This is a genomic window from Agarivorans sp. 1_MG-2023 (genome assembly GCF_030548385.1).
In the GTDB taxonomy this organism is placed as follows: Bacteria; Pseudomonadota; Gammaproteobacteria; order Enterobacterales; family Celerinatantimonadaceae; genus Agarivorans.
Genome location: NZ_JAUOSJ010000002.1, coordinates 445719 through 470290, shown reverse-complemented (window position 1 = coordinate 470290; position 24572 = coordinate 445719). Strand labels below are relative to the sequence as shown.

Below are 24572 nucleotides of genomic sequence, written 5' to 3'. Positions count from 1 at the left end.
AAGGCAGAGCGCCTTGGCTTTTATTATTAGCAAATACCGACTAGTTATTCAACTTCACAAATGCTAATAGTACCGTTATCTACGTTGTCGCTTAACTCACCGTTTACAGTCAGTGTAAGAACGCTATCGCCAGCTAATGTAATCTTGTTATTACCTGGGTCACCAATTGCGCTATCGCCAACTCGAGCCCACGCTTGGTAATCTACGTTCATTACAAGATTTTCGACACGAGCATCATCAGCATAAGCAATCATCTGAGGGTCCCAACTTTCACTATCCGCAGCAAGCTTAAACTCATAGCTACCAGCACCTAAAGATACTTGGTAAGTATTGTTGCCTTTATAACTTAAAGCATAACTTGCATTCCAAGCCCAATCAGAGTGGCTACCACGAACAGCAAGTTCGCTCGCTAAAGGCCCCGCATCGGCGCTGTCTTCTAGCAGACCACAGCTAGCAACTATTTCAGAAGTTACCATTAAGGTTGGAGCATCGATATCACTGAAGTCGGTCACAAACTTAACAACAGACTTATCTTCCAACGTTATGCTCAAGTTACCTTGTCCAGCAATTATCGCTTTGCTAGTGCCTAGAGTTACCTCTGCTTCGTCGTTACCGAAAGATGTTGCGTCAGACCAATCTGCATCAGCAACCTTAAAGCCATAAGTACCAGCGTCTAAAGTTTTAGTAAACTCATATTTGCCATCTTTAGAGAACACCAACTCAAAATCTGTTCCCCAGCCTGCATCATCTAATCCGCGCACATAAATCTGCAAGTCACCTAACGGTGGGATTGCACTTAAGTCTTTGTTAGAGGTATCTACCCGAAGACCTGTACCACGCGCTCCATCTCTTGGTTGAACAAATACTGCTGTAGTACGAGCAGGTACGGTAAAGCTTGCACCAGTAAAGCTTGCGCCCATTACGACAGAGTCAGCTGAAGCTTGTTGAACCTCATGCAACTCGAAACCAGTTGCACCTGTTACTTCAAACTCTTGCTCTTCATCGGTGGCGTTTAAAACCACTACAATCGCATCATTGTTTGCGTCTAAATCTTTGCCAGCACCCGTGCCGTTGTCGATAGACATAACAATTAAGCCTTGTACTTGCTCTGCACCTACGTTGCGGAAGTCAACACGAGCTTGAACTTCTTCAGCTGTAGTTAAGCGGAACAAGTCACTGCTAGAGCGGATAGTGAGCATTTCCAAGAATTGAGCTTTAGCTAACGCAATATCATCTTTAGATGGCTTCGTTGAATCATCAGCAATAATAGTCTTAATTAGATCCCAGTTATCGCCATCTTTGTCCGCACGAGGAAGACCCACATTCCAGTTATTGTCTGAACCGTCAAACCTTACACGGTTAAACCAATCGCCTGAATCGTAACTGTCACGCTGCATAGACTTAGAGCGCAGTAATTCAGAACCCATGTGAACAAACGGTATACCTTGGCCGAACATTACTGTAGACAAACTCACTGTTTGCATACGAGAACGATCAGCTGAAGTAGTGCCCGTTGTAGCCTTATAAGCGTTGTTATCCCACAAAGTCTGGTTGTCATGCTTAGATACATAAGAAATATTTTCAGATGGATTTAAGGTATAACCCGCTTTAGCACCATTGTAGTTAACATCTTGACCACGTTTAGTCTTACCTTCCGAATCCAGCAAAACAAACTTCTGAAGGTTACCCGCCATACCTACACGAATTAAATCTTGATTATGTAGGGCTTCGGTACGGTAGCTATCTTCATCTGTAATAAGCTCATTTAAGGTATCAGCATTACCAAAACCTTGAGTTTTACGAATACCTTCACCGCTATCAAATGGGCTACCACCACGAACAGCATCACGTAAACGGTCAGAGAAAGTACCAATCTCAGTACCAGCCATGTTCCACTGTGTAGCTTGTTCAAAACGAGCGTTATTGGCTACTTCACCAAAATCCCAACCTTCGCCGTAGAACAATGTATCTGGGTCTACTGCGCGAACAGCTTCTAGAGAATCAACCATCAAATCTTTTGGTTGGTGCCCCATTAAATCAAATCGGAAACCATCTACTTTGTAAGCCTCTGACCAAGTAACTAATGAATCGGTCATCAGTTTACCCATCATTAGATTTTCAGTAGCGGTGTTATCACAACAAGTTGACTGCTCCACTCCACCGGTGTTTGCGTCACGACGGTGGTAGTATCCTGGGACAATTTTATCTAAAACAGACTTGTCATTAACGCCAGAAGCATTGGTATGGTTATATACAACATCCATAACAATTTTAAGGCCCATGCCATGAGTGGCTCTAACCATTTCACGGAACTCTAAGATACGGGTAGTGCCTTCAGCATCAGAAGCGTAACTTCCTTCAGGAACGGTGTAATGGAACGGGTCGTAGCCCCAGTTAAAGCTATCAAGTCCACGTAGGTCGTTCATTAACGATTGCGCGTCACCAGTAGTAGGGTCAAAGCTTTCTAACTTGGCTTCAATTGTGCCGGAAGCGCTTGCGCAGTAATCATCCGTTTTTTCAATAGCTGCACATAGATCAGCTAAAGGCGCATCAATATCGATGGCATTTTTTTCATCAACAGTAGCAATATCAAATGCAGGAAGAATATGTAAGGTTGTTAATCCGGCATCTTTTAGCGCTTGCAGATGAGTTACTGACTCACGTTCAGATTCGGTTAACGCTAAGTATTTGCCGTTATTAGCGGCAGTACCTTGGGTATCGCTTACACTAAAGTCGCGTAAATGAGACTCGTATAATACATGGTCAACATCTTCAGCCATTTCTGGGCGAGTATAATTGTCCCAATCAGCAGGTTTGAGTTCTGTAGCATCTAAGTCAACAACTAATGAATACAATGAGTTAGTTGAAAGTGCTAATGAGTATGGGTCTGTAACCATACGTGTTTCAATTTTCTTCGTCGTTGGGTGATATACCGTTACTTCGTAACGATAGTATTTACCCACAACACCAGATTGGTCAGCAGACCAAACACCGTTTGCAGCTTCAGTCATCGTCACAGCTTCACCAGCTGAAGTCATGTCTTCATTGTACATGTACAATTTAACGCTTTGAGCCGTAGGCGCCCAAACTTTAAAGCTTACGTCATCACCGCTAACTACCGCACCAAGCTCAGCAGCTAATGCACCACCATCACCTTTCACGAATACTTCGTCAATTACACCTGGTTTTTGAACTTGTGTAGCTGCCGTTGCAACGCCTTCTGCGTCCATAGCTACTACTACGATTTGGCTTTTCAGAATAGCTTTAAGGGTTGCATCATCTACTTCAATGGCTGCTGCTGATAAACCAGATAAGTGAGGGAAACGTGCTTTAGCATCGTCTGTTAGGGTTCCAGCTGATAAAGCAACCGCAGTACCGCCTGTTACCTCTTTAGTATCAGGGTCCATCTCTATGCCATTTGCAGGGTCATAGCGAAGCTCTAATTGAGTTGCACTACCAGCAGATTCCCAAGCGATAGTGCCAGCATCTACCCAGTGAGCTTTAGCACCATCAATAGCAACTGGACGTTCCGCGATTGGAGCATAGAATAGCTCGCTGCTTCCATGGAAACCAAATATGCCTTTATCTGCGTCTAATTTAGTCAGCTCAACCTTCAAGTTGCTACTGCCAAAGCCGCGATCATCACCACTATGTAAAATGAAGTTCATACACTCATGTGGGTCAGATGCGCCAGCGTCTACTTTTAGTACATAATACGCACCGTAGGTTTCACTGATACCGGTAGCCATCATTGGCGAAGCCCAGTCAGTACCGCCGTCAGCAATTCCCATACCTGCTAAATCTGTGCTGGTACAGCCTTCACCATTCCATAAGTGTAAGCCCCAACCTTCATATGCAGACTCATCAACCTTGGCATGAGCTTCGTCGCGCTTGTAATAAATGACAACTTCGTTTTCCCCTGCTGGGTGCAAGCCATCAATAACGCCACCGCCACCAGGTGTGGTGTCGTCATCACTTCCACATGCTGCAAGTAATGCTGTTGCTAGAACGGGCATGGTAAGCCTTGCTAGCTTACTAATTTTTATATCCATGTCAGCCTTTCCTTTCCTATTACTGAACCGATATTCAGCAAATTAATGTTTTTATGTGTAAATTTTTTTTGCTCTCGCCTTCCATTGGACGAGATGCACATAAGGTAGGATTTCGGGCAAAAAAGGACTGTGACGACAACGTAACTTTGGGTAACACAATGTTACATAGCAGTGTTTTTTATAGGCTTTGTGAGACTGCTCAAAGAACATAATTCTTGAAAACGGTTTCATAAAAACCCTTGATAACGCTTTCAAGATGTTTAGCCGAATAAAATACTATGTGGAATTAAGTTAGAAATAAAAAAACGCCGCATAGCGGCGTTATTTAATAAGCGGAAGAACGAGTATCAATTAGTCGTTTAAATCCAATACATCTCGCATGTTAAACAAACCCTTAGGTTTATCTTGTAACCAAACGGCAGCTCTTACGGCACCATTAGCAAAAGTCATTCTGCTAGAGGCTTTATGGGTTATTTCTACACGTTCGCCAATATCGGCAAACATGGCAGTATGCTCGCCCACTAAATCACCAGCGCGAATAGTCGCAAAGCCAATTGTCTCTCTGTCGCGCTCACCGGTAATACCTTCTCGACCATATACTGCAACTTTCTTTAAGTCTCGGCCAAGAGTATCTGCAATCGCTTCGCCCATGCCTAGAGCGGTCCCTGAAGGAGCATCAACTTTATGGCGATGATGACCTTCAATAATCTCAATATCGGTGTAATCACCCATCACTTTGGCAGCTACTTCTAGCAGCTTAAATACTAAATTCACTCCAACACTCATGTTAGGCGCAAACATAATCGCGATATCTTCAGCGGCATCAGCTAATTCTTGTTTTTGTTCGTCACTAAAACCGGTCGTGCCAATAACCATTTTCTTACCATTTTCTCGGGCCCAAGCAAGGTGTGCGAGTGTAACGACGGGTGCGGTAAAATCGATGATAACGTCAATGTTGTCTTTAGCTTGTTTAATACTCTCTACAATAGCGATGTCGAGTTTACCTAAACCTGCCAACTCACCAGCATCAACACCAATTAAACTAGAGCCTGGGCGCTCTGTGGCGGCGCCTAAAGTGGTGGCTGAACTTTCATTTACTGCTTCCAGTAAATTTTTGCCCATTCGTCCATTACATCCAACAATCGCTACTCTTACTGGCGACATAACTATTCTCCTTTTAAACCGCTACTCATACCGAGATTGTGCTCGACTATAACAAAGCAAGCTATATAAAACGAGGCTTAGCCAAGAGTTAGGCGAAGAGCGGCTAGAAACACATAATCTTCTAGTGAATTACGCTATGGGCAGTATTGCCAGCTTTGACTCCCCATTAACAAAAAGGCCACTGTTAACGTGGCCTTTTTGTTATCTAAAATGCGAGCAATGCTTACGCTGCCTCGCCTGATTTAACCAGTTTAGGTTTAACTTTTTCACTCGCCTGAGCCGGATTACGCTGGCGCTCATACAAGAATTTAAGCACTTGTGAACGGTAATGGTTATATTCAGCATCATCGGCTAAAGCCACCCTATCGCGCGGACGTGCTAGTTTTACATCTAATACTTCACCAATGGTGGCAGCGGGTCCATTGGTCATCATAACGATTTTATCTGATAATAAAACGGCTTCATCTACATCGTGAGTAATCATAATAACGGTGTTGTTAAGCTCTTGCTGGATCTCCATTAAAGAATCTTGCAAGTGAGCCCGAGTTAAGGCGTCTAAGGCACCAAAAGGTTCATCCATTAACAGCACTTTAGGTTGCATTGCTAAAGCCCGTGCAATACCAACCCGCTGCTTCATACCGCCAGAGATCTCATCTGGCCTTTTGTCTTTCGCATGAGTCATATGCACAAGCTCTAGATTGTGCTCAATCCACTCTTTCATTTCAGCTTTAGACTTTTGCCCTTTAAAGACTTCTTTTACCGCCAACTCAACATTTTGATAAGCGGTTAACCAAGGTAATAAAGAGTGGTTTTGAAACACTACCGCGCGGTCGGGGCCAGGTTGGTAAACTTCTTTCCCCTCCAAAACAACGCCGCCTTCAGTGGCGTTATACAACCCTGCCACAATATTAAGTACCGTCGACTTACCGCAACCAGAGTGGCCAATCAGCGATACAAACTCACCCTTTGCTATTTTTAGGTCTACACCATCTAGCGCTCTAAAAGGCCCGTTTTTGGTGGGGAAATCAATGCTTACATGATCGATTTGTAAATACTGTGACATAGTTATTTCCTTATCCTAACGTGCACTTTCTGGGCTTGAATGAGAGATTATTTTTTGCAGGCTTACCATCAACCAGTCAAGTACATAACCAATTAATCCAATCACTACTACAGCCACCATAATGCGGCCTAACGAGTTGGAGCTACCATTTTGGAATTCGTCCCAAACAAACTTACCCAAACCGGGGTTTTGTGCCAGCATTTCAGCGGCAATCAATACCATCCAACCAATACCCAAGGAGATACGTAATCCAGTGAAGATCATCGGCAACGAAGCTGGAATAGCAATTTTGAAGACCTGTTTACTCCAGTGCAGCTGAATCACGCGGCCCACGTTTAGCCAATCTTTATCAATAGAGGCAACACCCGTGGCCGTATTGATTAAAGTAGGCCATAACGAACATAGTGTTACGGTGATAGCTGAGGTAACAAATGACTTAGAAAACATCGGGTCGTTACTCACATATACCGCGCTCACCACCATGGTCACAATAGGCAACCAAGCGAGCGGTGATACTGGTTTTAATATTTGAATAATCGGGCTAATTGCCCCGTAAAGCTTTTTGTTTAAACCGCATGCTACACCAATAGGAATGGCGATAATGCTCGCTAAAATAAAGCCGGTAAACACGGTAAATAAACTGGTAAGAATTTGGTCAAAAAAGGTTTCTTTTCCGGTATAAGGGCGAACCTTTATTTTGGCGTCGGGGTTCTTAGCTAATTTTTTTTCGTTACGCACTTCTTGGCGTTGATAAAAAGCTTCTTCTTTTAACCGCTCTTCTTGGTGTTCAACCACCAAACCCTGATACTGCTGCCACACCTGCGAAGGGCCAGGTAAGGTCCCTAGACTGGTTTGCACCTTAGCTGCCGATACACTCCAAAGCAGTAAGAACAAAGCAATCGCCAGAAAAGGCAATCCAATACGCTCAAAAATTTCACTTAATTGCTGCTTTGGGTTTTCACCGCTGGCCAAACGCACCATGGGTACTACAGGGCTCAAACCTACTGTTTCTAGAGAGTGAATTAATTTATCTTTCATCACTACAACTCCTTTTGCGAATCTCGATGCCGGGCACTAAGCCCGGCCGCTCTCAGTAATGATATGACTTAGATCTTGTCGTCTTTTTTCAAACCAATGTCGAACTTATCTAAATAGGCATTTGGTTTTGAGCCGTCATATACAATATTGTCAATGAAGTGTGTTTGCGGTGGTTTAAAACCAGTCTCAGTTTTGAAGTTAGGAAACTCTGAGGCATCAATAACACCATCAGCAATCAGCTCTTTTGCCGCTGTCGCGTAAATGTCTGGACGGTAAACCTTTTTGGCAATATCCATGTACCAAGAATCTGGTTTGTTATCTGAAATTTGTCCCCAACGACGCATTTGCGTTAAATACCAAATTGCATCGCTGTAGTATGGGTAAGTCGCGTTGTAGCGGAAGAATACGTTAAAGTCTGGCACTTCACGTTTGTCGCCTTTTTCGTACTCAAAAGTACCGGTCATGCTGTTAGCAATAACGTCGTAATCGGCACCTACGTATTGGCTTTTAGACAAAATTTTCACAGCTTCTGGACGGTTCTTATTGTTCTCTTCGTCTAACCACTTAGCGGCGCGAATCATCGCTTTAACGACCCGAATGTGAGTATTTGGGTATTCATCAGCCCAGCCTTGGCTCACTCCAAATACTTTTTCTGGGTTATTTTTCCAAATCTCGTAATCGGTAACAACCGGTACACCAATGCCTTTAAATACTGCTTGTTGGTTCCAAGGTTCGCCCACGCAGTAACCGTAAATAGTTCCGGCTTCCATGGTAGATGGCATTTGCGGTGGCGGTGTCACCGACAACAGGGCATCTGCGTCAATTTTGCCTGATGTATCACCTTTATGTGGCGCATAGTAACCAGGGTGAATACCGCCAGCCGCTAACCAATAACGTAACTCGTAGTTGTGGGTAGACACTGGAAACACCATGCCCATATTGAACGGTTTACCTTGCTCAATGTAACTATCAACAACCGGCTTCAGCGCGTCGGCTTTAATCGGGTGAACGGGCTTGCCGCCTTCATGAGGCACATGTGGTTTCATTTGCGCCCAGATATCGTTTGATACAGTAATCGCGTTACCGTTTAAATCCATGCTGAAGGCTGTAATAATGTCGGCTTTAGTACCAAAACCAATAGTTGCACCTAGTGGCTGACCCGCTAGCATATGAGCACCATCTAGCTCACCGGTAATCACCCTATCTAATAAAACCTTCCAGTTCGCTTGTGCTTCTAGCTGAACATAAAGGCCTTCGTCTTCGAAGTAGCCTTTCTCATAAGCTACCGCTAACGGCGCCATATCGGTTAACTTAATAAAACCAAATTTTAAATCTTCTTTTTCAGGCTCTCCCACTTCGGCATGAGTAAAGCCAATAACACTGGCCGAGAGCACAGCTGTAGCAATGGTTTTTTTAATAATTTGTTGTAAGTTAACGGTGATTAATTTTTGCATCCCTGCTCCTAAGTACCTAGTTTGAAGTAATCATAAGGTGTTAATACTTAGTAGGTAGCCAATCACGTGCCAAGATCTAGATCACATTTTTTTAACGCTATAAATCATCAACTTAAAATTATTTATACCCCTTAAGTAGTATTTGTATTTTTTCAATGAATTCACTAACTTAGACCACCGTCGCACAACTTTGGCGCACAAGAATAGAGATAGTACGTAAGGCCATACCGTTACTTATCAGTGTTTTCGAGTGAGAGACAAAACCCCAAGTCATAACGATTCATAAGGAAATAACCCGCTATTTAGGTGTTCGACTATTTTGTTTTTCGTCTCTATAATCTACGAATTGTATTAAAACAAGTTAAGAAATATGAAGAACCTTGTATTCTATTTGTTGTTTTGCTTGATGTTATCACCCACCCTATCCGCTAAAACGTACCGTACAACCCAAGTGATTAGCGGGCCACTCGCAGAAATGGGGCAAGCTTTATTAATTGAAGCTTATTACCGCGCGGGAGAACGCGTTGTATTTGAGTTATTACCTAGCGCAAACGCCTTGGAGGCAACCAATAGCGGCGAGTACGATGCTGAGATGTTTCGTATCGACAATTTACAGACTAAGTACGCCAATTTAATTCAAATTCCTACCAGTTACTTAAGCTCAGAGAATGTGGTTTTTACTCGTTTAAGTGATCTAAAAGTGGAAGGATATGAGAGCTTAAAACCCTACAGCATTGCTTATCGCAGTAGTTTAAAGGCAGCTGAAATAGCCACCTTAGGTTTTCCCAAAACTAGCCAACTTCAAGACTTAGATTCAGCCTTAAGATTTATGAGTATAGGTAGAGCAGACCTAGTGGTAGAAGAACGCTGGTTAGGCCTAAAGCGTATAAAGGCGCTTAAGCTCAACAATGTTAGCTTAGTTGAACCACCTGTTGACCAATTAAAGCTCTATCATTATGTACATAAAGATCATGTCGAACTAGCGGCAAAACTCGATGAGGCATTTAAACAAATGCTTAAAGATGGCAGCGCTCAATCAATCATTGAGAGTGTATTGAAAAATGTAGAGTAATTCAGGTGGGTCATTCTATACAAAAAAACCGGCCAATGGCCGGTTCTTTAAGAAGGTTTATAGCTATTAGCCAAGAATAGCTAATAACTCAACTTCAAATACTAATGCTGCAAACGGAGGAATTGCCGCGCCAGCACCTTGTGAGCCATATGCTAGCTCTTGAGGGATGTAAAGTTTCCACTTGTCACCCACTTTCATGCGTTGTAGTGCTTCGGTCCAGCCTTTGATTACGCCGTTCACAGGGAACTCTGCAGGTTGGCCGCGCTGAACTGAGCTATCAAATACTTCACCAGAAATTAAAGTACCTTCATAGTGAACTTGTACTTTGCTGCTAGCACTTGGAGTTTCGCCTTCGCCTTCAACAAGTACTTCATATTGAAGACCCGTTTCAGTTTTGTTGATTTCAGGACGAGAACCATTTTCAGCTAGAAAAGTTTCGCCTTCAGCCATTGCTTCTTTATGCTGCTCAGCTTTTTTAGCTTCGATATCTTTAGTGATTTCTTGGAAAGCCGCACCAATTACTGCTTCGTCAAGTTGTGGTTGAGCACCACTCATCACATCACGAATACCATCTAACATGGCATTTAGCTCTAATCCGTCGAATGCTGCGCGCTCAATTTGCTCGCCAATTTGAAGGCCGTAACCGTAACTTGCTTGCGCTGCTGCGCCTTGATATTTATCGCTCATTTCAACTCTTAAATCTAATCAATAAAAAGAGCCAAAAGGTTAACATAAAGTGGCTAGAAAAACCGCGAATCAGTGGCTAAATGCGCCTTTTTTTGCACAAAGTCACTACCAGAAAACGCCACTTTACGAAGCTCTCCGTCAAAGGTAAAACCTAAATGGCGGTAAAAACCCTCGGCATGCTCGTTATCTTGCATCACCCAACAATGTAACCGCTTCACATTCGCCTGCTGACAAGCGTGTTTAAGCATTGCGCGCCCCCAACCCTTACCAATCGTTTTAGGCAAAAGGTATAGGGCTGCTAGCTCGGTTTCGTCAGCTTGTTTCTCTAGCATTAACAACCCTTCTAGTTGTGGATTTTTTAGCACCCACACTTGGTTATTGTCATTGCTTACTCGTTGCTGCCAAAGCTTTTGGTGCAAACTGGAGGGCAACACTTTGAACATTTTTTTTACTAGTTGCGGTGAGTAAACATGCTGCCAGCTTTTCCGCTGAACCAGGCAGATGTTTTCAATATCACTCTGCGTTGCTAGTTTTATCGGCATCTGACTTTTCACTGTCTATATCAAAACTTGCCGGGCGTTTACACTGGGGCACTTTCCCCTGGGCGATAGCTTGCTTTTCTAATTGCGTAGCACGCGACATTCGTGCTTCTAAGTCGGCGATACGGGTTTTATTTGAAGGGTGGGTAGACAAAAACTCGGGAACCGAACCACCACCGGCTTTCGCCATGTTCTGCCATAAGGCCACACTGGCTTGCGGATTAAATCCCGCACTAGCCATTAAGTCTAAACCCATTACGTCGGCTTCACTCTCTTGAGTTCGACCATAAGGCAATAATACGCCATATTGAACACCTAAGCCCAAAGCTGCCATGGCTGCGCCTTTGTGTTTAACGTCATCGCTCACCCCAATAGCTACAGCAGCAACAGCGGTGCCAATACCGGCGATTTGGTTTTGTGATAATCGCTCGTTACTGTGCTCTGCTAATACGTGGGCAATTTCGTGACCAATCACCGTGGCCAGCTGATCCGGTGTTTCTGCCACTTGAATCAACCCGGTATACACACCAATATGGGCTCCTGGCAAAGCAAATGCGTTCACTTGTTCTGAATCAAATACCACCACTTCCCAGTCTTCATCGCCATAGTGACCAGGAATTTCTGCGGTTACCGCGTTAGATACACACGCCACGTAGTCGTTGGTTGCTTTGTCGTTATAGATCTTTTCTTGCTTTTTGATTTCATCAAAAGACTGAGCGCCTAACGCACTCATCTTCGAATCATCATAAAGTAATACCCGCTTACGCCCTGTTGGCGAAGCAGAGCAACTCAGTAAAGCCGCTAGCGAAACGGTGACTACTGCTGTTTTTAGCATTTTATTCATGTATGACTTCCATTCTAGGCAAACCTTTAAGCCTGCGTATCCTTTAATATTAGCGGCAATCCAGCGCTAATTAATACAACCTTGTGGGCTTTTGCAGCTAAAGCTTGATTTAAACGCCCTAATTCATCAGCAAACATTCTCGCCATGGGGTTATCAGAAACTAAACCTAGGCCGACTTCGTTACTCACTATCACTAAGTCACTAGAAAACTGCTCAAGACAAGCCAGCAACATCGAGGTTTGCAGCTTTATTTCCTGTAATTGATCATTCGGACTTTTATCTGTGCATAACCACCAACCCAGCCAAGTCGACATGCATTCCAACAGCACAGGTGTATTCTGCATAGCGTACTGGCTCAGTACATCACTTAAGTTCTCGGACGAAAAATCCAGCTCATGAGTATCAAAAGCCGCTTTTCTTAAGGATTGATGGTGCTGAATGCGCTGAGCCATTTCGGTATCACTGGCCATCGCTGTAGCGATGTACACCGGCTTGCTGTTATTGAGCGAACTAAACTGCTTTTCGGCCCACGAACTTTTGCCGCTTCTAATACCACCCAATACTAGGCTTATCATTTAGCTACCCTATTGTTTTACCGAATAATAACATAGCTAAACTGGGTTTTGATATGGCTAAGCTCTATGCAATACGCCAACCAATAGGCATAAAAAAAGCGGCTAATGCCGCTTTTTCTTTAGTTAATCGATTAACTGGTTAAGTCATCAAAAAACTTTTTAACCCCGTCGAAGAATCCTTCGGCTTTAGGTTTATGTTTGCTACCAGCAGACCCACCACAGCTCTCTTCGAAATCTTTAAGCAATTGCTTCTGAGTTTCGTTGAGCTTAATCGGTGTTTCAACAATCACTTTACAGATTAAGTCACCAATTGGACCGCCACGTACTGACTTAACGCCTTTGCCGCGCATTCTAAACATGCGGCCCGTTTGGGTTTCGTTCGGTACTTTTAAGCTCACTCGACCATCTAAGGTAGGCACTTCAATCTCGCCACCTAATGCTGCTAAGGTAAAGCTAATTGGCACTTCACAGTAAAGATTGTTTTCTTCACGCTTGAAGATTGGGTGTTCTTTTACATGCACTTGTACATATAAATCACCGGCAGGAGCCCCGCTCTCGCCAGCTTCGCCTTCACCCGATAAGCGAACACGATCACCAGTATCTACGCCAGCTGGAATGCTAACCGATAAGGTTTTAGCGCGCTCGTAACGACCTTCGCCATGACATTTATGACAAGGGTCTGAAATGATTGAACCTTTACCTTTACAGGTAGGACAAGCTTGCTGAACCGCAAAGAACCCTTGGCGCATTTGTACTTGGCCTTGGCCATGACAAGTTCCACAAGTTTTTGGCGTTGAGCCTTTTTTAGCGCCACTACCATTACACTGCTCACAGTGCACTAAAGTAGGAACGCGAATTTCTTTTTTAACGCCTTTAACGGCTTGCTCTAAGCTCAACTCTAGGTTGTAACGAAGATCAGAACCACGTTGAGGTTGGCGTCGACCGCCGCCTCCACGTCCACCGCCGAAGATATCACCAAAGATGTCGCCAAACGCATCACCAAAGTCGCCCTGTCCGCCACCAAAACCACCGGCTCCGCGGTTAGGATCAACCCCTGCGTGGCCGTAATGATCGTAAGCTTCTTTCTTCTGAGGGTTATTCAGAACCTCGTAGGCTTCTTTTACTTCTTTAAATTTTTCTTCAGAAGCTTTATCACCCTTGGTTCTATCGGGGTGAAATTTCATCGCCAAACGTTTGTAGGCTTTTTTAATTTCTCGCTCGCCGGCATCTTTGCCTAGACCAAGAACTTCATAATAATCGCGTTTTGACATAATGGGTGTTCTACTTTCTTACAACGAAACTCGTTGAAAGTATTGGCTTTGATAGACGTACGGGCGTTGTTCTCACAACGCCCGTTATTAACTTACTAAAAGTGTTTAAGACAAATTATTTTTTGTCGTCTTTCACTTCTTCGAACTCAGCATCAACAACGTCATCTTGAGCTGGTGCAGCTTGCTCAGCATCAGCTTCGCCTGCATTAGCTTGGGCTTGTTGTTGAGCCACTTCCATTAGCTTTTGAGAAGCTTCGATAAGGGCTTGAGTTTTTGCTTCAATCTCAGCTTTATCTTCGCCTTTGCTCGCTGCTTCTAACTCGGTTACTGCAGCGTCAATTTTCTCTTTGTCTTCAGCAGGAAGGGCTTCACCAGCTTCTTCAACTTGCTTACGGGTACCGTGTACAAGTGCATCAGCTTGGTTTTTAGCTTGAACTAATTCTTCAAACTTCTTGTCTTCTTCAGCGTTGGCTTCAGCTTCATTTACCATCTTGTTGATTTCGTCATCTGACAAACCAGAAGATGCTTGAATGGTAATTTTCTGCTCTTTAGCCGTATCTTTGTCTTTAGCAGATACGTGTAAGATACCGTCGGCATCCAAATCGAAGGTTACTTCAATTTGTGGTACGCCACGTTGCGCTGGACGAATACCTTCTAGGTTAAATTGACCTAAAGATTTGTTGTCTGCAGCACGCTTACGCTCACCTTGAATTACGTGAACTGTTACAGCACTTTGGTTATCGTCTGCGGTTGAGAATACCTGTGAACCCTTAGTTGGGATGGTGGTGTTCTTTTCTACTACGCGAGTCATTACGCCGCCCATAGTCTCAATACCTAGAGACAGTGGAGTAACGTCTAGTAGTAGTACGTCAGTTTTGTCACCAGAAAGTACCGCACCTTGAATAGCTGCGCCCATGGCTACTGCTTCATCAGGGTTAACGTCTTTACGCGGCTCTTTACCGAAGAACTCTGTTACTGCGCTCTGTACTAGAGGCATACGAGTCTGACCACCAACAAGAATTACATCGTTGATGTCGCCAACTGAAAGATCAGCATCTTGTAGAGCAATGCGTAACGGCTCTAAAGAACGTTGTACTAGTTCTTCAACCAAAGACTCAAGCTTAGCGCGAGTTACTTTGATGTTAAGGTGCTTAGGACCTGAAGCATCAGCAGTAATATAAGGTAGGTTTACATCTGTTTGCTGTGCAGAAGAAAGTTCACATTTTGCTTTCTCAGCCGCTTCTTTTAAGCGCTGCATCGCTAATGGATCTTGCTTAAGGTCAAAACCTTGGTCTTTCTTAAACTCTTCTACTAAGTAGTTGATTAAGCGGTTATCAAAGTCTTCACCACCTAGGTGAGTATCACCATTGGTTGCTAATACTTCGAAGGTTTTCTCGCCGTCTACTTCGTCAATCTCGATGATAGAGATATCGAATGTACCACCACCTAAGTCGTATACAGCAACAACGTTGTCGCCTTTAACTGAGTTAACGCCGTAAGCAAATGCTGCAGCAGTTGGTTCGTTAATAATACGTTTAACGTCTAAGCCCGCAATACGACCAGCATCTTTAGTTGCTTGACGCTGTGAATCGTTGAAGTAAGCAGGAACAGTAATTACTGCTTCAGTTACCGCTTCACCTAAATAGTCTTCTGCAGTTTTCTTCATTTTTTTCAAAACTTCTGCAGAGATTTGTGGCGGTGCTTTCTTCTCACCTTTTGCTTCAACCCATGCGTCACCATTGTCAGCATTAACAATATTGAATGGCATGATTTCGATATCACGTTGAACTTCGTCATCAGTAAAACGACGACCGATTAAACGCTTAATAGCAAAAACGGTGTTTTTAGGGTTAGTCACTGCTTGGCGCTTAGCAGGCTGGCCTACTAATGTTTCGCCGTCGTCTGTGAACGCAATGATCGACGGTGTTGTACGATCGCCTTCTGCGTTCTCAATTACTTTAGGGGTATCGCCGTCTAATACTGCAACACAAGAGTTAGTGGTTCCTAAATCGATACCAATAATTCTACCCATGATGGTGTTCTCCAAATTCTGTTGTAACTATTATTTCGTTGTTGAGAAAGTAAGTGGGGGCAGCAAAAAAACTTTTCAAGGGAAAAGCTAAAAAAAAATGACTAAAGATGAACAAGGAAAATAAAATTACATTTGATTACTGATTGAGCAGAAGATCACAGATTCAGCACACAAATTCACCAACAACCAAGCTAGCAGTGCTATAAATGGCTATTTTTATAACCTGTGATACTATGCGCCCAACTTTAAGTTATATGCAGATGAATACTCTGTGTAAAAAATAGAGAGAAGGGAAATGAAAAACGATTCAAAACTGAGTCTTACTCACAAAATACTTATCGGCATGGTTGCCGGTATTGGCTTAGGGGTTTTCTTACAAACCTTTTTTGCTGAGTCTATCTTAGTCAAAGATTACATCGTTGATGGCATCCTAAACATCACAGGCTCTATCTTTGTAGCCAGCTTAAAAATGCTAGTGGTTCCACTGGTATTTGTATCTTTAGTGTGCGGCGTATCGTCGATGAAAGATACTGCTCGCTTAGGCCGCCTTGGTGGTAAAACCGTATTGTTGTATTTGGCGACGACTGCCATTGCAATTTCTTTAGCTATGGCAGTTGCGCTGCTGGTTCGCCCAGGAACAGGCATTGAGTTAACCACCGAAGCCGCTTTTGTTGCTAAAGAAGCACCAAGCATTAGCCAAGTCATTATCGACATGTTCCCAGATAACCCTATTGCTTCAATGGCACAGGGCAACATGCTACAAATTATTGTATTTGCTTTGCTATTTGGTATCGCCATCGCTATTTCTGGTGAGCCAGGAAAACGCATTGGTAAACACTTTGAAGACTTTAATGTCGTCATCATGAAGTTAGTGACCATTTTAATGAACCTTGCCCCTTATGGCGTATTTGCCCTATTGGCAAAACTGTTCTTTGAAATTGGCTTTGACGCGATTGCTAGCTTGCTGAGCTACTTTATGGTGGTATTAGTGGTTCTGTTGCTACATGCCCTAGTGGTTTATCCAACCTTGTTAAAAGCATTAACCGGTTTAAACCCTATCTTGTTCATTAAGAAAATGCGTGAAGCCATTGTTTTTGCATTTAGTACTGCCTCTTCAAATGCCACTATTCCTGTGACCATGGAAACGGCGACCCATAAATTAGGCGTACGTAACTCTACCGCTTCTTTCACCGTGCCATTAGGCGCTACCATTAATATGGACGGCACCTCTATTATGCAAGGTGTGGCGACTATCTTCATTGCAACGGTTTACGGCATCGATTTAACCGCCGGAAACTTCTTAATGGTGATTGTAACTGCCACCTTAGCCTCTGTAGGCACAGCCGGTGTACCTGGTGTAGGTTTAATTACCCTAGCCATGGTATTGCAGCAAGTAGGTCTACCAGTAGAAGGCATTGCCTTAATTATTGGTGTGGATCGATTATTAGATATGGTGCGTACCGCGGTAAACATTACTGGCGACAGTATGGTGACAGTGGCTGTGGCTAAATCTGAAGGTGATTTGAACTTAGAGACTTACAACAACCCTAAAGCAGGTTTGTCGGAAGAAGAAGTTCACTTACCTTTCGAAGTAGAAGCGCCGTTAACTAAGGCCGAAAAAGCTTAAGTTAACTCGCTATAAAAAACGCGGCATTAGCCGCGTTTTTTTATGTCTGCAATATGTCATTACAGCATTTATTCTAGTCCGGTTCGTGAAATGTCCAGTGTATTAAGAATGCCGTTTTGAATCGAATAGATGCAACCATGTACCGATAGTTCTTGGCCATTGCGCCACGCATTTTGCACGATGGAGGTTTGCGATACGTTTTTAACTTGCTCCATCACATTAAGCTCACACAAACGATCAGCACGCTGCTGTTTGTCTGCTATGGCTTCCAGTTCTTGCTCGTGATAGCGATAAACATCTTTAAGATGGCGTAACCAGTTATCAATAAGGCCAAACTGCTTATCTTCCATAGACGCTAACACGCCCCCACAACCGTAATGGCCGGTAACAATAATGTGCTTAACTTTAAGTACATCTACCGCGTATTGAATGACCGACAAACAGTTTAAATCGGTATGTACTACAACATTGGCAATATTACGATGAACAAATACTTCACCAGGTGGTAGGCCAGCGATCTGGTTAGCGGGTACCCGGCTATCGCTGCAGCCAATCCACAAGAATTCAGGATTTTGCTGCTCAGACAAATCACAGAAAAAGGTAGGGTTTTGCTCTTTTATATTTTTCGCCCAGCTACGGTTATTGCTGATTAGCTGATTTAAATCACTCATAGGACCTCTAAATAACAACACATCCATATCTCTGGATGCATATATTGCCCGATGTGAAAGGCATCTGCCACTGTTTAACGCAGTAATAACTTACTAAAAAGGCAGTTCGGTTTGCGGGGGAGTTTGCTGTTGTTGCTCGGCCAGTTTCTTACGTTGTAACCTAATAAAACGCATTCGACGCTGTTTCGTTAAGCGTAATATGTTTTGTTGTTCGGCAGGCTGAAGCGTTTGCCAAGCAAAGCGTTCGTCGCGATTTCGAAAACATCCCATGCACAAACCGCGGCTATTGGTTTGGCAAATTCCGCGACACGGATTGGGAATATCGAAAATCTCTAACTGTTCCATTTGCTCGCTTTGCTCACCCTTTGGTCAATACGAATAATTTTTATTCATAACTTAACAATGGCATAAGCAAACTAACTAGGTCAAAGATTTCAAACAAAACAGCAACAATTCTGCGCCTTAAGCCTGTCTGGCAAGCTGTACATTGCAAACCAAATTTGAGGCACAAAAAAAGGGCCAATTGGCCCTTTAAGAATAATGTGCTAACTAAGCGCTGGTATCTACTGAAGCCGCTTTAGAAATCATCACCATTGCTGGACGCAATAAGCGACCATTTAATTCGTAGCCTTTTTGTAACACTGCAACTACCGTATTTGGCGCAACACCTTCTACTTCTTGCATGCCCATTGCTTGATGCTTTTCTGGGTCAAAGGCTTGGTCTTGCGGTGCAACAACCTCGATGCCGAACTTTTTCACTGCATCGATCAGTGTTTTTAGGGTTAACTCAACACCTTCAATCATTGATGCTAGCGCTTCGTCTTCACGGTTGGCATGTTGCAGAGCCATTTCCATGTTGTCGATAACCGGTAGCAACTCGTTTGCAAACTTCTCTAAAGCGAATTTACGCGCTTTTTCTACTTCTTGTGCTGAACGACGACGAATATTTTCCATTTCAGCTTTGGCGCGCACCACACCGTCTTTTTGTTCGGCAACTGTTTGCTCTGCAGTGGCTAGGCGCTCTAATAGCTCCGCCACGCTAATTTCTTCAGCTGCAGGTTCAGCTTGCTCAGCGGCCGCCTCTAACTCAGCTTCAATCGCGTCAACTTGCTGTTCTACTTCATTTTCTACTACAACTTCTTCAGGCTGCGCTTTATTTTGCTCACTGCTCATGCAGGGTCTCCGTAATTCTTCACAAATAACTCTAATCTGTTGCATATTATGGGGATCAAACAGCCGCTTTCAAGTGATACTCACGATAAAACTGGCTGAGTACTAAAAGCACACGTTATAATCATCGGTAACACAATGTTAAATCAACACATTATGACTCAAGTTTTCTCTACCATTGGTTTAATTGGCAAACCTCATCATGAAGGTGCCAACAACACACTTACTGCCCTATTTCATTGGCTGGCAGATCAATCTTATACCGTATTGGTAGAAGAACTTACTGGCCAACAACTGCAGATTGATAATCTCAACTTGGTGAGCATTAACGATTTAGGTGAGCAGGCCGATTTAGCCATTGTTGTGGGTGGTGATGGCAATATGTTAGGCGCAGCGCGAGTATTATCGCGTTACGACATTGCGGTGCTGGGAGTCAACCGTGGTAATTTAGGTTTTTTGACCGACTTAGACCCCTTTAACTTTGAGCACCCACTAAAAGAAGTATTACAAGGCCACTATGTAACTGAGAAACGCGGCCTACTAGAAGCCAAGGTGATGCGTCATAACGCGGTAAAAAGCCATAACAGCGCAGTAAATGAAGTTGTACTTCACTTAGATAAAGTCGCTACCATGCTTGAGTTTGAAGTGTATATAGATGATCACTTCATGCTAAGCCAACGCGCCGATGGTCTGATTGTTACCACTCCCACAGGCTCTACCGCCTATTCTTTATCTGCTGGCGGCCCTATTTTAACCCCGAATTTGGATGCGATAGCGTTAGTCCCAATGTTTCCACATACCTTGAGCTCTCGGCCGATAGTGGTTGATAGCCAAAGTGAGATTAAGCTTAAGCTATCTCATGAAAACAGCGACCACATGCACATTAGTTGCGACAGCCATGTATCACTGCCTGTATTGCCAGGTGACGAAGTGATTATTCGTAAGCAACAACATCCATTGCGCTTAGTTCATCCAAAGAGCTATGATTACTTTAAGATTTTACGAACAAAGTTAGGCTGGGGAAGCCGTTTGTTTTAAGTCTCGAGCAAACAATAACAAGGAAGCCTACATTGACAACAACGCCAAGCCCACTCGTAAAACAGCGTAAAGAAGTGGTAGATATTATGCGCCAAATGCGCTTTGGCGATGTACTAGACGTGCAATTTATCAAAGAAGGTAATGTACGGATTAAGTGCAAACTAATTGGAGTAGATGACGCAAACTTCCTTATTTTTGCAGTGCCTAAATCTGCTCAGCAAGGTCATCACGATGTATTAATTGAAGGTATGGCCTGTATTGTACGCTCTATTATTGAAGGTGAAGCGGGTCAATGCATCGCCTTTCGTAGCATCATCACCGACATATTCAAAAGCCCTAAGCACTTACTGTTTGTAAAATACCCTACTGAAATAGAACGGTTTAGCTTACGTAAACAACAGCGAGCAACCACTCGTATTCCAGCAACAGTGACTCACCGTTCATCGGTTAGCGACCAACAAATAGAGAATGATTTAAGCTTCGACGGGGTCATTCTTGATTTATCAGCTGGCGGCTGTCGCTTTAAACTGGCTTGGCCCGAGAGTTACGGTAAGTTTTTACTTAACGATGTATTTGTACATATTCGGGTTGCTGGTAAACCAGAAAGCGACACCATTATAGAAGGCACAGTGAAAAGCCAAAGCAAAGATGGCCACGATCAGCTAGCGATTGGCATTAAGTTTGATGGCCAAAGCGAGCTAGACCAGCTACTGGCCCATCTCGCTCTCGACGTTTAAATAAGTAGCATCTAGCTACAAACAATATTGATCGAGTAAATCCCACAATTGGTCAATTTCTTGATGGGTGTTGTAGTGCATAAAACCAATACGCAATACCCCGCCCTTATCCAATATATCTAGCTGCTGCATCATACCTTGGGCATAAAAGTGACCATGCCAAGTCGCGATATTATGATCGGCTAGCATGCCCGCAATTTGCTCTGGTGCATGATTTGGCCAACGCAATGAAAACGTAGCGGTACGATTAGCTAAACGCTGATTACTGCTTTCTCCATAAAGCTGCGCATGCGGATGTTTTGATAAACGCTCTAAAAAGTGGTGACTAAGTGCTTGCTCATGAGCATTAAATTGCTGATAGCTTTTCACCAAGGCACTGCGTAAATCGTCGCTATCACTATTCCAGTGGGCTAAGTACTCAACGGCTGCAGTCATTCCGGCAATAGCTTCAAAACTTTGAGTGCCAGTTTCAAAACGCCCTGGACCAATATTGGTGGCAGGCTCCACTTTATAGGGCTCTAGATGCTCTAACCAAGGGTCGGCTACATAAGCGATGCCTAGGTGCGGGCCAAAAAACTTGTAAGCCGAACACACTAGAAAATCACAACCAAGCGCTTGCACATCTACTAAGCCATGGGGCACGTAATGCACAGCATCAACATACACCATTGCACCTACAGATTTGGCCTTTACTATAACCCGCTGTAAATCAACTATGCTGCCACTGGTATTTGAAGCGTAAGTGATGGCAACGAGTCGAGTATTTGGGTTAATCAGTGATTCAAAATGTTGGTAGTCAAGGTTACAGTTTTGCGGATCAATATTCACATTATGAACCCGAGCGCCTTTATCTGCGGCTGCGTGTTGCCAGCTAGATACATTTGAATAATGATCGAGACGGCTAACAATCACTTCGTCATCACTGTTCCAATCGCGGCTAATAGCACGACTAAGTTTGAAAGTCAGTGAAGTCATATTGGCGTCAAATATAATATTGTTTGCACTAGGAGCATTTAACAAGGCTTGCGCTGATTCTCTGCCTGTTTGCAAAACTTGCTCTGTGCGTTTACTAACACTAAAAGCGCCGCCTAAATTGGAGTTGCCACCCAGTAAATAGTCAGCCATAGCTTGAATCACTGAGCTGGGGACTTGTGAGCCACCTGGGCCGTCTAGAAATACCGGTGTGTGCCCAGCTCCATTAGCAGCTAGAGCAGGGAAAAGCAGGCGCGCTTGTTCAAAAGAAAAACTCATTACTGATCCTTCGCGGTTAATACAAATACATCCATAAAGCCGGGCTCACTGGGGCGATGGGCTCGAATAGGCCGCGCGTAATGCCAAAGTTTACTGTCATCTAACAAAGCTACTTCACCACTGTCTAAAGCTAACGTCATAATCGGAGCCTGATGTTTATCTTTAAACACCATAAAGTCACCACCATCAATGTTATGCCGACGGATCCCCACCACCGCAATGTGATTAAAACCATCTTGATGGACACCTTCAGGCGCAACGGGAGTGTCATTCTGCTGAGCAGCTATACGAATTTGGTGGATCTCGATATCTTGTTGTTCATCTAGGGCGTTAGCCTCAAGGAATAAGGAACACATTTCATGCATGCCTTTTGACGCAATAATCGCATCTTCAATATCTTCAAATTGGCGAACAACATCCCCTTGAAAATGGTTCACTTGTTCACTTTGTACAAAGGCCCTTCCCGCTAAACGCTGCACGCCTCCTTTGGCAAGCCTAACCACGGAGTAACGACGCAGGCGATACTGGCCATCGGCATGTTGAGTATGCGGCAAGTTATCAAAAGAAGAGGACAAATCATGCACGGCAGAGCCGCTCAGGTGATTAAGTTGTAGTAAACAATCGGCGTGGGTATTCATAACTAAGGCCTAGTTAACAAAGTGATAACAACAACCTTAATACTGAAGCACTATAAAAACCAAGAAAAACAGCCGGATGATTCAACCCTAACTAAAAATTAAGATTTAAATACCAATTTATATAATAAAAGCAGATCGTTAGCACCAAAAACTAACAAGCTAAAGACCATTTTAAGCAAGCTCAACCAACTTATCTATAAGCTGTTGATTTAATGTAAATTAATTTCGATATTTTATACTGCAAGCAAAAATGTCGGTACTTATCTCACTCAGTGAGGTGCTAGCACCTAAGCCTTGGTCTGCTCTAAAGGATCGAATACTTTAATCAGCGTTAAGCTACCTAAGCCAACAAACATAAAGCCCAACACAATGGGATAACAAGTATCGTTAAAACTTAAGCCAATTAGGCTCCCAATCGGAATGGCGATTAAGGTAGAAAGGCAGGCGACAAAAGCTGAGCCCATACCAGCAATAGCACCAAGAGGCTCCATAGCGAGTGAGTTGAGGTTGCCAAATAAAATACCGATACAGAAAAACGCTGGTACCAAATACAACATCAACATCAATAGATGGGGCACACCATTACTAGCGAGCAATACCACACAAAACAAGCTAGTTAAAACAACCAGCCCCAGCAGAGCGTAAATAATCATTTTACGCATTCCCATTTTTAATACCATTCGTCCATTCACTAAGGACGCTACCCCCACTGCACAGGCTGCAGCGGCAAACAATAATGCAAAGTTATCTTGTTGGTCATAAAGCTGAATAAACACCAAAGGCGCACTGTTCAAATAGCCCAGAAAACTGCCAAACACTAGCCCTGAAATAACCGTATAAACCAGTGCTGCTTTCTCTGCCAATAAAAACCTTAAGCCTTCAATAAAGCTTTTCACTGTTAGTGGGCGACGCTGTTCTTCTTGTAAGGTTTCTTCTTGGTAACGCCAAAACCAAAACCCAGTTGATACCGCCATAATCAGCAACATGCCAAAGATCCACCGCCAGTGAGCAACACTAATAATCAACTGACCAATGGCTGGGGCTAAAATCGGCACCACAATAAACACCGAAAAAACCACCGACATAATGCGCGCCATTTCTGCACCCTTTAGCTTGTCGCGCACTAACGCCATGGTAATGATTCGTGGTGCAGCTGCTCCCATGCCTTGTAAAACACGGCCAGCAATTAACCAACTAAATGATTCAGAAAACACGCATATTAAGGTGCCAACTATAAACAGCGAATAGCCCCAGTAGATAGGAGGTTTACGCCCTACAGCGTCTGACCACGGGCCGTAAATAAGCTGGCCAATAGATAGGCCGATAAACAAAGAGGTGATTGTCCATTGAGCTTGCGCGGTTTGCGCTAGGTCGAAGTCGTTAGCAATGGTAACCAGTGCTGGCAACATAGCATCTACTGAGAGAGCAACTAAAGACATCATGCCAGCCAACAGCAAAATAAAAGCTTTAGTTTCCGTGTTCGCTTTGTTCACCTGCTACTCCTTAATTCTACAGACAACAAAGCCTTATAACACGCACACCTAGCAATAGCGATAAGTAACTAAGTTCTGCCCATGTATCCGACATAGCACCTAATAACAGTAACTTAAATAGCGGTTAACACTAAGTAAACGCTTGTACTTCGAAGA

21 protein-coding genes are annotated in these 24572 nt (G+C 43.6%); 4 read left to right on the top strand and 17 right to left on the bottom strand.

Going from position 1 to position 24572, the window contains the following annotated elements; all coding sequences use genetic code 11:
• Window positions 1-44 precede the first annotated feature (44 nt).
• The 5 genes from pulA to Q4592_RS04155 all read right to left on the bottom strand — a co-directional run bounded on the left by pulA (window position 45) and on the right by Q4592_RS04155 (window position 8771).
• Window positions 45-4052 (bottom strand): pullulanase-type alpha-1,6-glucosidase, encoded by a 4008-nt coding sequence (gene pulA / locus Q4592_RS04175; protein ID WP_303510131.1) that lies wholly within the window; start codon window positions 4050-4052, stop codon window positions 45-47.
• 351 nt (window positions 4053-4403) lie between these two features.
• A complete protein-coding gene (gene dapB / locus Q4592_RS04170) occupies window positions 4404-5216 on the bottom strand; it encodes a 4-hydroxy-tetrahydrodipicolinate reductase (RefSeq protein ID WP_303510128.1) in 813 nt (270 codons plus the stop codon).
• Between the two features lie 223 nt (window positions 5217-5439).
• Window positions 5440-6279, bottom strand: a complete 840-nt coding sequence (locus Q4592_RS04165) for an ABC transporter ATP-binding protein (RefSeq protein ID WP_303510125.1) — start codon at window positions 6277-6279, stop codon at window positions 5440-5442.
• 15 nt (window positions 6280-6294) lie between these two features.
• Window positions 6295-7260, bottom strand: coding sequence for an ABC transporter permease (locus Q4592_RS04160; RefSeq protein ID WP_303510252.1), 966 nt, complete (start codon window positions 7258-7260; stop codon window positions 6295-6297).
• Between the two features lie 125 nt (window positions 7261-7385).
• Window positions 7386-8771, bottom strand: coding sequence for a CmpA/NrtA family ABC transporter substrate-binding protein (locus tag Q4592_RS04155; RefSeq protein WP_303510123.1), 1386 nt, complete (start codon window positions 8769-8771; stop codon window positions 7386-7388).
• Window positions 8772-9141: 370 nt separating this feature from the next.
• Here Q4592_RS04155 and Q4592_RS04150 point away from each other — a divergent pair, with 370 nt between their 5' ends.
• Window positions 9142-9843, top strand: coding sequence for an ABC transporter substrate-binding protein (locus tag Q4592_RS04150; protein WP_303510121.1), 702 nt, complete (start codon window positions 9142-9144; stop codon window positions 9841-9843).
• A gap of 66 nt (window positions 9844-9909) precedes the next feature.
• Here Q4592_RS04150 and Q4592_RS04145 read toward each other — a convergent pair whose 3' ends face one another.
• The 6 genes from Q4592_RS04145 to dnaK all read right to left on the bottom strand — a co-directional run bounded on the left by Q4592_RS04145 (window position 9910) and on the right by dnaK (window position 15791).
• Window positions 9910-10530, bottom strand: coding sequence for an FKBP-type peptidyl-prolyl cis-trans isomerase (locus Q4592_RS04145; protein ID WP_137675246.1), 621 nt, complete (start codon window positions 10528-10530; stop codon window positions 9910-9912).
• A gap of 53 nt (window positions 10531-10583) precedes the next feature.
• On the bottom strand, window positions 10584-10973 hold the full coding sequence (locus tag Q4592_RS04140; protein WP_303510117.1) for an N-acetyltransferase: 390 nt from the start codon (window positions 10971-10973) through the stop codon (window positions 10584-10586).
• Between the two features lie 70 nt (window positions 10974-11043).
• Window positions 11044-11904, bottom strand: coding sequence for a M48 family metallopeptidase (locus Q4592_RS04135; RefSeq protein ID WP_303510249.1), 861 nt, complete (start codon window positions 11902-11904; stop codon window positions 11044-11046).
• A 35-nt stretch (window positions 11905-11939) separates the two neighbouring features.
• Window positions 11940-12488 (bottom strand): bifunctional adenosylcobinamide kinase/adenosylcobinamide-phosphate guanylyltransferase, encoded by a 549-nt coding sequence (gene cobU / locus Q4592_RS04130; protein ID WP_303510115.1) that lies wholly within the window; start codon window positions 12486-12488, stop codon window positions 11940-11942.
• Window positions 12489-12619: 131 nt separating this feature from the next.
• Window positions 12620-13759: a molecular chaperone DnaJ gene (gene dnaJ, locus Q4592_RS04125; RefSeq protein ID WP_137675250.1), complete on the bottom strand. Its 1140-nt coding sequence runs from the start codon at window positions 13757-13759 to the stop codon at window positions 12620-12622.
• 115 nt (window positions 13760-13874) lie between these two features.
• Window positions 13875-15791 (bottom strand): molecular chaperone DnaK, encoded by a 1917-nt coding sequence (gene dnaK / locus Q4592_RS04120; protein ID WP_303510111.1) that lies wholly within the window; start codon window positions 15789-15791, stop codon window positions 13875-13877.
• 295 nt (window positions 15792-16086) lie between these two features.
• Between dnaK and Q4592_RS04115 the strand changes: the two genes are divergently transcribed.
• On the top strand, window positions 16087-17418 hold the full coding sequence (locus Q4592_RS04115; protein WP_303510108.1) for a dicarboxylate/amino acid:cation symporter: 1332 nt from the start codon (window positions 16087-16089) through the stop codon (window positions 17416-17418).
• Between the two features lie 68 nt (window positions 17419-17486).
• Here Q4592_RS04115 and can read toward each other — a convergent pair whose 3' ends face one another.
• The 3 genes from can to grpE all read right to left on the bottom strand — a co-directional run bounded on the left by can (window position 17487) and on the right by grpE (window position 19262).
• Window positions 17487-18089 (bottom strand): carbonate dehydratase, encoded by a 603-nt coding sequence (gene can / locus Q4592_RS04110; protein WP_137675253.1) that lies wholly within the window; start codon window positions 18087-18089, stop codon window positions 17487-17489.
• Window positions 18090-18182: 93 nt separating this feature from the next.
• Window positions 18183-18434 carry a DUF1289 domain-containing protein gene (locus Q4592_RS04105; protein WP_137675254.1) on the bottom strand — a complete coding sequence of 84 codons (252 nt, stop codon included), beginning with the start codon at window positions 18432-18434 and terminating at the stop codon, window positions 18183-18185.
• A gap of 204 nt (window positions 18435-18638) precedes the next feature.
• Window positions 18639-19262: a nucleotide exchange factor GrpE gene (grpE, locus tag Q4592_RS04100; RefSeq protein WP_303510100.1), complete on the bottom strand. Its 624-nt coding sequence runs from the start codon at window positions 19260-19262 to the stop codon at window positions 18639-18641.
• Window positions 19263-19415: 153 nt separating this feature from the next.
• Here grpE and nadK point away from each other — a divergent pair, with 153 nt between their 5' ends.
• Window positions 19416-20297: an NAD(+) kinase gene (gene nadK, locus Q4592_RS04095; protein ID WP_137675271.1), complete on the top strand. Its 882-nt coding sequence runs from the start codon at window positions 19416-19418 to the stop codon at window positions 20295-20297.
• Window positions 20298-20329: 32 nt separating this feature from the next.
• Window positions 20330-21034, top strand: a complete 705-nt coding sequence (locus Q4592_RS04090) for a flagellar brake protein (protein WP_137675256.1) — start codon at window positions 20330-20332, stop codon at window positions 21032-21034.
• Between the two features lie 15 nt (window positions 21035-21049).
• Here the strand turns inward: Q4592_RS04090 and Q4592_RS04085 are convergent, their stop codons facing one another.
• From Q4592_RS04085 to Q4592_RS04075, 3 genes are all read right to left on the bottom strand, one after another.
• Window positions 21050-22285 (bottom strand): cysteine desulfurase-like protein, encoded by a 1236-nt coding sequence (locus Q4592_RS04085; protein ID WP_303510094.1) that lies wholly within the window; start codon window positions 22283-22285, stop codon window positions 21050-21052.
• Window positions 22285-22923 (bottom strand): 2OG-Fe dioxygenase family protein, encoded by a 639-nt coding sequence (locus tag Q4592_RS04080; protein ID WP_303510093.1) that lies wholly within the window; start codon window positions 22921-22923, stop codon window positions 22285-22287. Before Q4592_RS04080 ends, Q4592_RS04085 begins: the two co-directional genes overlap by 1 nt.
• 287 nt (window positions 22924-23210) lie before the next feature.
• Window positions 23211-24416 (bottom strand): multidrug effflux MFS transporter, encoded by a 1206-nt coding sequence (locus Q4592_RS04075; protein ID WP_303510091.1) that lies wholly within the window; start codon window positions 24414-24416, stop codon window positions 23211-23213.
• Window positions 24417-24572 lie beyond the last annotated feature (156 nt).

Bases quoted from the DNA above. Each gene is read 5' to 3' on its own strand.
- Q4592_RS04115 (WP_303510108.1), top strand. From the start codon at position 16,087: ATGAAAAACGATTCAAAACTGAGTCTTACTCACAAAATACTTATCGGC.
- Q4592_RS04140 (WP_303510117.1), bottom strand. From the start codon at position 10,973: ATGTTCAAAGTGTTGCCCTCCAGTTTGCACCAAAAGCTTTGGCAGCAA.
- Q4592_RS04135 (WP_303510249.1), bottom strand. From the start codon at position 11,904: ATGCTAAAAACAGCAGTAGTCACCGTTTCGCTAGCGGCTTTACTGAGT.
- Q4592_RS04165 (WP_303510125.1), bottom strand. From the start codon at position 6,279: ATGTCACAGTATTTACAAATCGATCATGTAAGCATTGATTTCCCCACC.
- Q4592_RS04105 (WP_137675254.1), bottom strand. From the start codon at position 18,434: ATGGAACAGTTAGAGATTTTCGATATTCCCAATCCGTGTCGCGGAATT.
- grpE (WP_303510100.1), bottom strand. From the start codon at position 19,262: ATGAGCAGTGAGCAAAATAAAGCGCAGCCTGAAGAAGTTGTAGTAGAA.
- Q4592_RS04160 (WP_303510252.1), bottom strand. From the start codon at position 7,260: ATGGTGCGTTTGGCCAGCGGTGAAAACCCAAAGCAGCAATTAAGTGAA.
- Q4592_RS04155 (WP_303510123.1), bottom strand. From the start codon at position 8,771: ATGCAAAAATTAATCACCGTTAACTTACAACAAATTATTAAAAAAACC.
- Q4592_RS04145 (WP_137675246.1), bottom strand. From the start codon at position 10,530: ATGAGCGATAAATATCAAGGCGCAGCAGCGCAAGCAAGTTACGGTTAC.
- dnaJ (WP_137675250.1), bottom strand. From the start codon at position 13,759: ATGTCAAAACGCGATTATTATGAAGTTCTTGGTCTAGGCAAAGATGCC.
- pulA (WP_303510131.1), bottom strand. From the start codon at position 4,052: ATGGATATAAAAATTAGTAAGCTAGCAAGGCTTACCATGCCCGTTCTA.
- Q4592_RS04150 (WP_303510121.1), top strand. From the start codon at position 9,142: ATGAAGAACCTTGTATTCTATTTGTTGTTTTGCTTGATGTTATCACCC.
- dnaK (WP_303510111.1), bottom strand. From the start codon at position 15,791: ATGGGTAGAATTATTGGTATCGATTTAGGAACCACTAACTCTTGTGTT.
- cobU (WP_303510115.1), bottom strand. From the start codon at position 12,488: ATGATAAGCCTAGTATTGGGTGGTATTAGAAGCGGCAAAAGTTCGTGG.
- Q4592_RS04085 (WP_303510094.1), bottom strand. From the start codon at position 22,285: ATGAGTTTTTCTTTTGAACAAGCGCGCCTGCTTTTCCCTGCTCTAGCT.
- dapB (WP_303510128.1), bottom strand. From the start codon at position 5,216: ATGTCGCCAGTAAGAGTAGCGATTGTTGGATGTAATGGACGAATGGGC.
- Q4592_RS04080 (WP_303510093.1), bottom strand. From the start codon at position 22,923: ATGAATACCCACGCCGATTGTTTACTACAACTTAATCACCTGAGCGGC.
- nadK (WP_137675271.1), top strand. From the start codon at position 19,416: ATGACTCAAGTTTTCTCTACCATTGGTTTAATTGGCAAACCTCATCAT.
- can (WP_137675253.1), bottom strand. From the start codon at position 18,089: ATGAGTGATTTAAATCAGCTAATCAGCAATAACCGTAGCTGGGCGAAA.